The organism is Mycobacterium sp. TH-M25, from assembly GCF_057473665.1.
On the sequence record NZ_JBYCLA010000444.1, the window covers coordinates 1 to 8,370 of the forward strand.

General features: G+C 64.8%; 9 protein-coding genes and 2 pseudogenes. 2 read left to right on the forward strand and 9 right to left on the reverse strand.

The window, feature by feature from the left end; genetic code table 11:
- On the forward strand, nt 1-465 hold a 465-nt coding region (locus AC2VOU_RS15085), incomplete at its 5' end, for a cbb3-type cytochrome c oxidase subunit I (RefSeq protein ID WP_486958112.1).
- A gap of 182 nt (nt 466-647) precedes the next feature.
- Nucleotides 648-1,436, forward strand: a complete 789-nt coding sequence (locus AC2VOU_RS15090; protein WP_486958113.1) for a manganese catalase family protein — start codon at nt 648-650, stop codon at nt 1,434-1,436.
- Between the two features lie 68 nt (nt 1,437-1,504).
- On the opposite strand, the gene AC2VOU_RS15095 is transcribed toward AC2VOU_RS15090, so the two are convergent.
- The 9 genes and pseudogenes from AC2VOU_RS15095 to AC2VOU_RS15135 all read right to left on the reverse strand — a co-directional run.
- Nucleotides 1,505-1,657: a hypothetical protein gene (locus AC2VOU_RS15095; RefSeq protein ID WP_486958114.1), complete on the reverse strand. Its 153-nt coding sequence runs from the start codon at nt 1,655-1,657 to the stop codon at nt 1,505-1,507.
- A 19-nt stretch (nt 1,658-1,676) separates the two neighbouring features.
- A complete protein-coding gene (locus AC2VOU_RS15100) occupies nt 1,677-2,948 on the reverse strand; it encodes a YeeE/YedE thiosulfate transporter family protein (protein WP_486958115.1) in 1,272 nt (423 codons plus the stop codon).
- A 76-nt stretch (nt 2,949-3,024) separates the two neighbouring features.
- Entirely contained in the window at nt 3,025-3,654 is a 630-nt protein-coding gene (locus tag AC2VOU_RS15105; protein WP_486958116.1) for a class I SAM-dependent methyltransferase, read from the reverse strand.
- A gap of 20 nt (nt 3,655-3,674) precedes the next feature.
- Entirely contained in the window at nt 3,675-4,955 is a 1,281-nt protein-coding gene (locus AC2VOU_RS15110; RefSeq protein WP_486958117.1) for an NAD(P)/FAD-dependent oxidoreductase, read from the reverse strand.
- 162 nt (nt 4,956-5,117) lie between these two features.
- Complete coding sequence (locus AC2VOU_RS15115) at nt 5,118-5,402, reverse strand: YgaP family membrane protein (RefSeq protein WP_486958118.1); 285 nt, start codon at nt 5,400-5,402, stop codon at nt 5,118-5,120.
- A 124-nt stretch (nt 5,403-5,526) separates the two neighbouring features.
- Nucleotides 5,527-5,845, reverse strand: a pseudogene (fdxA, locus tag AC2VOU_RS15120) (ferredoxin).
- Nucleotides 5,846-5,907: 62 nt separating this feature from the next.
- Nucleotides 5,908-7,293, reverse strand: a complete 1,386-nt coding sequence (locus AC2VOU_RS15125; protein WP_486958120.1) for an FAD-dependent oxidoreductase — start codon at nt 7,291-7,293, stop codon at nt 5,908-5,910.
- Between the two features lie 87 nt (nt 7,294-7,380).
- On the reverse strand, nt 7,381-8,082 hold the full coding sequence (locus tag AC2VOU_RS15130) for a phosphoadenylyl-sulfate reductase (protein ID WP_486958119.1): 702 nt from the start codon (nt 8,080-8,082) through the stop codon (nt 7,381-7,383).
- Between the two features lie 15 nt (nt 8,083-8,097).
- Nucleotides 8,098-8,370 (reverse strand): annotated as a pseudogene (locus AC2VOU_RS15135) (nitrite/sulfite reductase); the annotation flags it as partial.

The window sequence follows — 8,370 nt, forward strand, 5'->3', positions numbered from 1 at the left end:
AAGATGACCGGTCGGCTGCTCGATGAGCGGCTGGGCAAGCTGCACTTCTGGCTGACCTTCATTGGGTTCAACACCACGTTTTTGGTGCAGCACTGGATGGGCAATGAGGGCATTCCGCGCCGCTACGCCGATTACCTGCCCACCGATGTCTTCCAGGCGATCAACGTCGTCTCCACCGTAGGCGAGTTCATCCTTGGCGAGTCGATGGTGCCGTTCATGTGGAACGTGTTCAAAAGCTGGCGCTACGGCGAACCGGTCGTAGGGGATGACCCCTGGGGCCACGGTAATTCCCTGGAGTGGGCCACCAGCTGCCCACCGCCGCGCCACAATTTCACCGAACTGCCCCGCATCCGTTCCGAACGGCCGGCTTTCGAACTGCACTATCCGCACATGGTCGAACGAATGCGTCAAGAGTCGCATATCGGCCGCCATCCAGAGGTCGGCGCAACAGCCAGCGGCCGCTGAACAGGCGCGCGACTAGCGGGAAGTTTTGCACAGCAATGCTTTCGGATACGTGAGCTCAGCCAGCTATCCAATCCGGCCCTTGCCGCCCGGGCTCGCGGCCGGCGTGTTTGGGGCACGTCTAGGGCGGGAATCACGACGGCAGGTGACCGCGATGCTTCGGCAGTAGATAGGAGATTCAGGCGATGTTTTTACACAACAAGAAGATGATGTACCGGGTCCGCGTGGACGAACCGAACCCGAAGTTCGCCAAGATGTTGCTCGAACAGTTCGGCGGTCCCAACGGTGAGCTCGCTGCGGCGCTGCGCTATTTCCTGCAGGGCTGGAATGAGACCGACGGCGCACGACGCAGCATGTTGCTCGATATCGCCACCGAGGAACTCTCCCATCTGGAAATGGTTGCGCAGACCTTGTCGCTGTTGCTGAAGGGCTCGCCCTCGGCGCTGGTGGATCAGGTCGAAGGCACCTACCTCGGCGAATTGCTGGACGGGAAAATGCCCGACGCCGCGACTCTCGCGCTCAACAGTGCCACCAACGTCCTCGGTGGCGGTGGCGCACGGTTGACCGACTCCGAGGGCACGCCGTTCACCGCCGGCTACGTCGACACCATCGGCGAACCCACCGCCGACCTGCGTTCGGATATCGCCGCCGAAGCCCGCGCCAAACTCGTCTACGAGCGCCTCATCAAATTCACCGACGACGCCGGCGCCAAAGATACGTTGACGTTCCTGATGACCCGAGAGATCGCCCACCAGAAGATGTTCGAGTCGGCGCTGGCGTCGATCGAGGACAACTTCCCGCCCGGCACCCTGCCCGGGATGGAAAAGCTCGGGCACGCCTACGTCGCCGATTCGGGAGACTTCGGCGCCTCGGGTAAGTCCGAAGCAAGCACAGACGGCTTCGAGTTCGCTGTGGCCAACAGTTCTTGGGGCTTCACCCTCGACGACAGGCCGGCAACCCACGCGGCAGAGTAAACCCAAGCGGCAGCAGAGTCGTTAAATTTGGGTCCGGCATGGATCACTCTCGGGCAGTGCGGTTTTCGCTAGCGCTCGCGGCAGGCGATTGTTAATCCGATGACCAGCAGCACCGGGATGGCCGCGGGGATGAGCACGTCGCTGAGCGCCAACCGGGTGTGGGCCTGTCCGCCGGTCACGGCTGTGCCGACGGCGATCGTCGCCGCGAAAGAGACCAGCACGACGAGCAAGGTAGCGGTATTACGCGCGGACATCAGACCGCGTGATCGCCGGTTGCTCGACGGCCGAGCCTGATGGCGTCGTCAACCAAGTCGCATCGCGGTACACCAGCCGGGCCGTCACCACCATCGCAATCACGACCGCGGCGGTGAACAGCCACGCACTCAGTGCCAACTGGACTCCGCCGCTCAACGTGTGGCCGCTGGTACACCCGTCGGCCATCCGGGCACCGAACAGCACCAGAAACGAGCCGCCGGAGCTGCCGAGAGCGCGCTTGATCTTGCTGGGACCGAACCGGTTTCGCCACGACGGCGGGATCACCGGGTGAAAGGCGGTGAAACGACGGCTGATGAACACCGCTGAGAAGAGCCCGCCGAAAAGGATCCCGATGTCGGTGAACGGCTCCCAGCCGATGCTCGCCGACACCTTCGCGGTGTAGGCGAATCGGGGTAGGAGCAACTTCCCCACCAGCCACGAGTAGGTCGTCGACTGACCGAACGTCTGGTGCAGGAATATCGCCAGCACTACCACCGCGGCCACGACGGACCCAACGACCAGGATGGTTCGCGCGTAAAAATTCGCGGCGGGCACCTCGCGGGCGGCCAGCCGCTGAAATCGGGTTGGGGTAGCAGAGCGCGCCGGATCGACGGCCCCTTCGGAAAGGTAGTCGGCGGTGTCGCGCATCATCGCGCGGTCGTGGTCGTCGAGCGGGCAATTACCCAGATGCCGAACGCAACTGTGCCGGCCGCCCTTGTAGCGAGGCAGAAAGTACAGCACGCTCAGCGCCACCGCCGCGTAGCCCACCGCGACGGCCAACGTCACGACCGGGTGGATGCGCGAGATGTCACCGGTGACCACCAGATTGCCATAGTCGGCGGTCGTGACCAGCCAGTGCCCGACCGGTGTCTGGTAGAGCACTGTCCACGCCGCGGCTCCGAGCAGGCCGCCCGGGATCGCATAGAGCACGTCGCGGCGACCCTCGCCCAGCGCGATCCACTCACTACCCGGAAAATAGCCGCTGACAGCCACCCCTATCCCGAACAGCAGCCCGCCCAGCGTCACCCCGTAGATGTAGAGCGGCTTGGGAGAAAAATGCATCGACACGCCCAGCGCATACAGCCCGTAGAGCAGGACCGCACCGACCGCCGTCACGTAGGCAAAGCATCCGATCAGCAGCCGGTCCACCATCCTGGCCGTACGAATGACGGTCTCGGGGTTGCCGATCCCCCACAGCGCAGCCGGCACGCCGAACGCGGCCCCGATCAAAAACCCCACCCACAGGGGAGCGGTCACCTGCACTGAACCCAGCCCAAGGTGCGGCCGGCCACCCTCATGTGGCAACTTTTCGGCGGGACCGACCACCGACAGGTCATGGCTGGCTCGCTCCGCCGTGCGCGTCGCGGCGCAGGCGCACCAGTGCGTCGATGGCGTCGCGCTCGGCGTCGGGCACCGCTCGTCGGACTTTCTCCGCTTTCTCCACTACGAGTCCGGGCACCGCGTTCAGGTCGGCGAGCACATCCTCAGGGGTGAACAACATCTCGGCGTCCTGCGGCCCGCCGACTCCCTCGGTGAGGTTGGTGGTGTCATGGCCCACGATCAGCAACGTGCCGCCGGGTGCAACCGCGGCGGCGGCGTTACGCAAGGCGGCGCGACGCGAGGTGTGCGGCAGCTGCAGGTAAGCGACGATGACCGCGTCGAACGATCCGGCCGGCAGCGCGTCGTGCACCACATCGACGACCTGGAAGTCGACCCGCTCGTCAACCCCGGCACGACTGGCCAGCTGCGCTGCCCGATCCAGTCCCTGTTGGGAGAAGTCGACACCGACGGCGTGCCAGCCGCGGCTGGCCAACCAGATCGCGTTTCGGCCCTCGCCGCAGGCCACATCCAGCGCCCGTCCCGGCGTTGCTGCCGACATTTCGGCGGCGACGAATGTGTTCGGCTCGGTCCCCCACAGCAGATCGCCCTCGCTGTAGCGAACATCCCATGCCTGTGCGTCCATGTGTTACTCCAATCTGGCCGTCACGGCAGCGGCAGCTTGTCCATGGTGAATTCGGTGGCGGGCATCCCCCAGGAGACGGGCTTGCCGCCGGTCCGGAAGTACATCTCTTTGAACCCCATCTTCATCGCCCACGGCGCGTAGCCCATCTTGAAGACGCTGGTCTTCCCGCCGTACCAGGTGTCGGAGTGGATGTAGAAGCCCTTGTGTCCGCCCATGTCGCCGAAGCAGATGATCTCGGGTCGATACGGTCCGCCAACCTCGGCCCGGTCGAGGCGACCGACCTCGACCGCGATGTGGCGGGCCACGATCTCGGCTTGCTGGTGGCCCAGGGAGCCGAGCTTGGGCACGGTCAGCGCGGCCGCGTCGCCCACGGCGAAAACCTCCGGGTGGTCGAGGTTGCGCATGTCGGTGCCGGTGAGCACGAAGCCATATTCGTCGGTGATCGGCAGATCCTTCAGGAAGGCGTGCGGCACCCAGTCGGGCAGGACGATCTTCAGCTCCGCTTCCATGCTCTGACCGTTGGCGAACTCGATGCCGTCCGCGGTGAGGCGCGCGATGTCCTGGGTGCCGGGCAGGTATCCGAAACCCATGTCGGTGGCCAGATCCAGGAACTCCTTGACGATCTCTTCACCGGCGTCCTCGGCGATGGTCTCCGCCGGCGTGAACATGGTGACCTTGTGGGCGTCGCCCATCGAATGCTCACCGAGCCAGTGCGCCATCGACAACGCCAGCTCCAGCGGTGGGCCCTCGCAGGCGGCCTCGGCGACCGGCAGCCAATCGGGCTTGTGTTCGAGACCCTGGTGGAACCGGGCAGATCCGATGGCGATCGGGCCGCCCTTATAGCCACCGCCAAAAAGCTTGCGCCGCAGTTTGTTGCCATAGTGTCCGCTGGAGACGGTGTCGCCGAACTCGCCGAAGCCCTCGATCCGGTCGTAGGCCAGCTGGTTGCCCAGTGCGATCACCAGATAGTCGTAACCGATTGTCTCGGGCGCTGAGCCGGCGCGGTCGGTCGGGGTGAACACCACCCGCTTGGCGTCGGGGTCGATCGCGGTGACCGCGGCGTTGATGAACTCGTTGCCGTCGCGATCATGGAACCGGACGGTTTCCATGTGCATCGTCACCAGCGGATCGTGGTCGGCGAACACCTCCATCGGGATGTTCGGCACGAAGATCAGATACGGGTTACGGTCGATCACCGTGATGTCGACCGCGTCGCCGCAATGTGACCGGATGAAGCGGGCGGTGGTCAGCCCGGCGAAGCTGCTACCCAAAATCACCACCCGAGGACATGCGCGGCTCATGACGCCACCGCCCCGGCGCCGTCGTCGGTGACGTCGGGCGTTGGTTCCACTATCTCCAGCATGTGAATCATCGTGCGCCTCCTATCAGATACAGCATCGATGCCGTTTCGGTGCCGGACGCCTGACGCGACTCGCCCGGCAAGCATTTCATCGAGGCGTGGGCTAACCGCCGCAACGCGTCGACCGCTCGGCCGCGGTCGAAACGCCGAGGCGGTGCAGTAGAACGCTGCTCGGGCACCAGCCCACTGCGGCGTCGAGCAGCAGGTTGGCCCCCACGAAACCGGTGAGCACCCTCCACCGCGCCGAGAACTTGCGCCCGAGCGCCAGTGAGGTCAGCACCATGCCGCCCGCCAACAGGTGAATAATGCGCTCGAGTGTCCAGCCTTGCGGCCGGGGCATCCCGAACGCTCCCCGCTCGATCGCGGGCGCGTGCTGGTCGATCTGCATCAAAGCGTCACTCCTCGTGTTAGACGTCGGTTACGCGAGAATCCGGGCTCCCCGGCTTTGTCAAGGATAGGCATACCCCGGGGAGTACGAAACAAACCATCCCCGGCTGCCTCTCCACGCTGGATTAGTCTTTGCTCTCCAGGGTTTTGACGGCTATCGGATCGTTGTCGGTGAGCCCGACCCTGGCCGCACCACCGGGTGAGCCGAGGTCCGCGAAGAAGTCGGCGTTGATCTGGGTGTAGTCGGTCCACTCTTCTGGCACATCTTCTTCGGGTATAGATGGCCTCGACCGGGCATACCGGCTCGCAGGCACCGCAGTCGATGCATTCGTCGGGCTGGATGTACAGCATCCGGGTGCCCTCATAGATACAGTCGACCGGACATTCGTCGATGCACGATTTATCTTTGATGTCGACACAGGGTTCGGCGATTACATAGGTCACAAGACGCCTCCTAACGCGTCGATTTCCAGGACATCCAACGCGGGTACGTTGCTTTTCGCGGGTCAGCCGTGGGCAGCCCGCAGGAGTTCATCGAGGGTCGCGAACTTGACGCGGGGCCGACCGTGCGGCTCACCGGCTGACCGCTCGTAGTCGTCGATAAGTTGCCAGTGCGCACGGGTGACCAGCTCGGGCTGACGTGTAGCCAGCCAGTCGGCGAGCTCGTCGGCATGGCCTGGCCCGAACCCGGCCGGTGCGGTGCCGGCCAAGTCGGCCAGCAGGGTGTCGACGGTTTCCTGGGCGTCCTTCTTGTTGGTGCCGATGACGCCGGTGGGGCCGCGTTTGATCCACCCGACGACGTATTCGTTGCGGCTGCCGGCCACCCGGCCGTGGGTGTTGGGACTGGTCGCGGTCGTGACGTCGAACGGCAACCCCGGGATCCCCACGCCGCGATACCCGACCGCGCGCACCACCAGCTGGGCCGGCAGCTCCTCGCGCACACCGGTATCGGCGGCCACCATCCGCCCATTCTGGTCGCTGACCAGCTCGTTGCGGCCCAACACGATCCGCTCGACTTTCTCCTCGCCCTGAATCTCAATGGGGGAAGTCATGAACTGCAACACAATTCGACGATGCCCGGGACGCGGCTCGCGGGCCGCGTAGTCGCGCAGCACCTTGATGTTCTGTTTGGCGATCTTGCCGACAGCGGCCGCGTGGTCGTCGGTGATCGCGGCCAACTCAGCCGGATCGACCACCACGTCGACCCGGTCCAGGTTGCCCAACTCACGCAGCTCCACCGTGGTGAACGCCGCTTGCAGCGGACCGCGCCGCCCGGCGATCAGCACTTCCTGCACGCCGCTCGGGCGCAGCGACTCCAACGCGTGATCGGCGATGTCGGTGACCGCGAGCACCTCGGGGTCGGTGACCAGGATGCGGGCCACGTCCAGCGCGACGTTGCCGTTGCCGACCACCACCGCCCGCGCACCGGACAGGTCGGGAACCATCTGCGCAAAGTCGGGGTGCGCGTTGTACCAGCCCACGAAGTCGACCGCGGCGACGCTGCCCGGTAACTCTTCACCGGGAATGTTCAGCGCCCGATCTGCCTGCGCACCCACCGCATAGATCACCGCGTCGTAGTGCTCGGCGAGCTCGGCGGTCTCGACATGTTTGCCGATCCGTAGGTTGCCGAAGAAGCGGTAACGCGGGTCCGCGGCGGTCTTGTCGAACTGATTGCTCACCGATTTGATCTTCGGATGATCGGGCGCCACGCCGGAACGCACCAATCCCCCTGGTGTCGGCAACATCTCGAGCATGTCCACCACGACTGCGACATCCGCGGAAGAGTCGGCCGCCTTCAGCAGCGCCGCGGCGGCGAAAAAAGCCGACGGGCCAGAACCCACAATCGCAATGTGGAAGTCACCCACGTTCAGACCCCCCGAGACGGAGAACATCGCGGCGATCGGGCACATGTGCCATCTGCGACCTCACAATCGTTACACACCAAGGATTTACGTGCATCGGGCTGGGCAAAGACGCGATCACGTAACGTGCAGGCCGCACTCGGTTTTGTCGAATCCGGCAAAGCGGCCGCTGCGCTTGTCTTCTCCCGGCGCCGGTTTGGCGGTGTTCGGTACGCAACCGATCGACGGATAGCCTTCGTCAACCAGCGGATTGACCAGCACATTGTGCTGTGTGATGTAGTCGGTCATGTCTTGGTCGGACCATGCGGCCAGCGGGTTGACCTTTACCAACTTGAACTTTTCGTCGAAGCTGATCAGTGGGGCGTCGACGCGAGTCGAGGCATCGGTTCGGCGCAGCCCGGTCACCCACGCGCGATACTCGGGCAGTGCTTTGGTCAGCGGGACGACCTTGCGCAGCCGGCAGCACTCGCCGGGATCGGAGTGGCACAGGCTGGTGCCCAACGCCAGCACCGAGGGCTCGGGGGTGATGGTGACCAATCGGATGTCGTAGGTCGCCGCGACCGCATCACGCATACCGATGGTCTCCGGGAATTCGTTTCCGGTGTCGATGAACAGCACCGGCATCCCCGGGCGCACCGTGACGGCCAGATCGACCAGGACGGCGTCTTGCATGTTGGAGGCCACCACCCACCTTCCGGGAAAGGTTCGGTCGGTCCAGCGCAGCAGGTCGATGGCGCCATGGCGGTCGAGTTCGGCGGCGCCGCGCTCGGCGAGCTCTCGAAGTTCGGCCTCGGTCACCGTGTCATCCGTTGCAGTCATCTGATGCTCCTGTCCTCATCGCAGGTCATCCTCTTCGGCGCGCAACGCCCAGTTCGCGAAACGCTCGCCGGGATCACGCTTGGTGACGAAGTTGCGCACCACCCGGTCGATGTAGTCGCCGAGATCGTGACTGTAGACCTTATGCGCACGCAGTTTGCGGCCAAACCCAGCCTCTTGGCCAAGACCTCCGCCCAGGTGAACCTGGAAACCTTCGACCGCCCCGCCGTGGCCGTCGTCGAGCATCTGACCCTTGAGCCCGATGTCGCTGACCTGGATGCGGGCACAGGA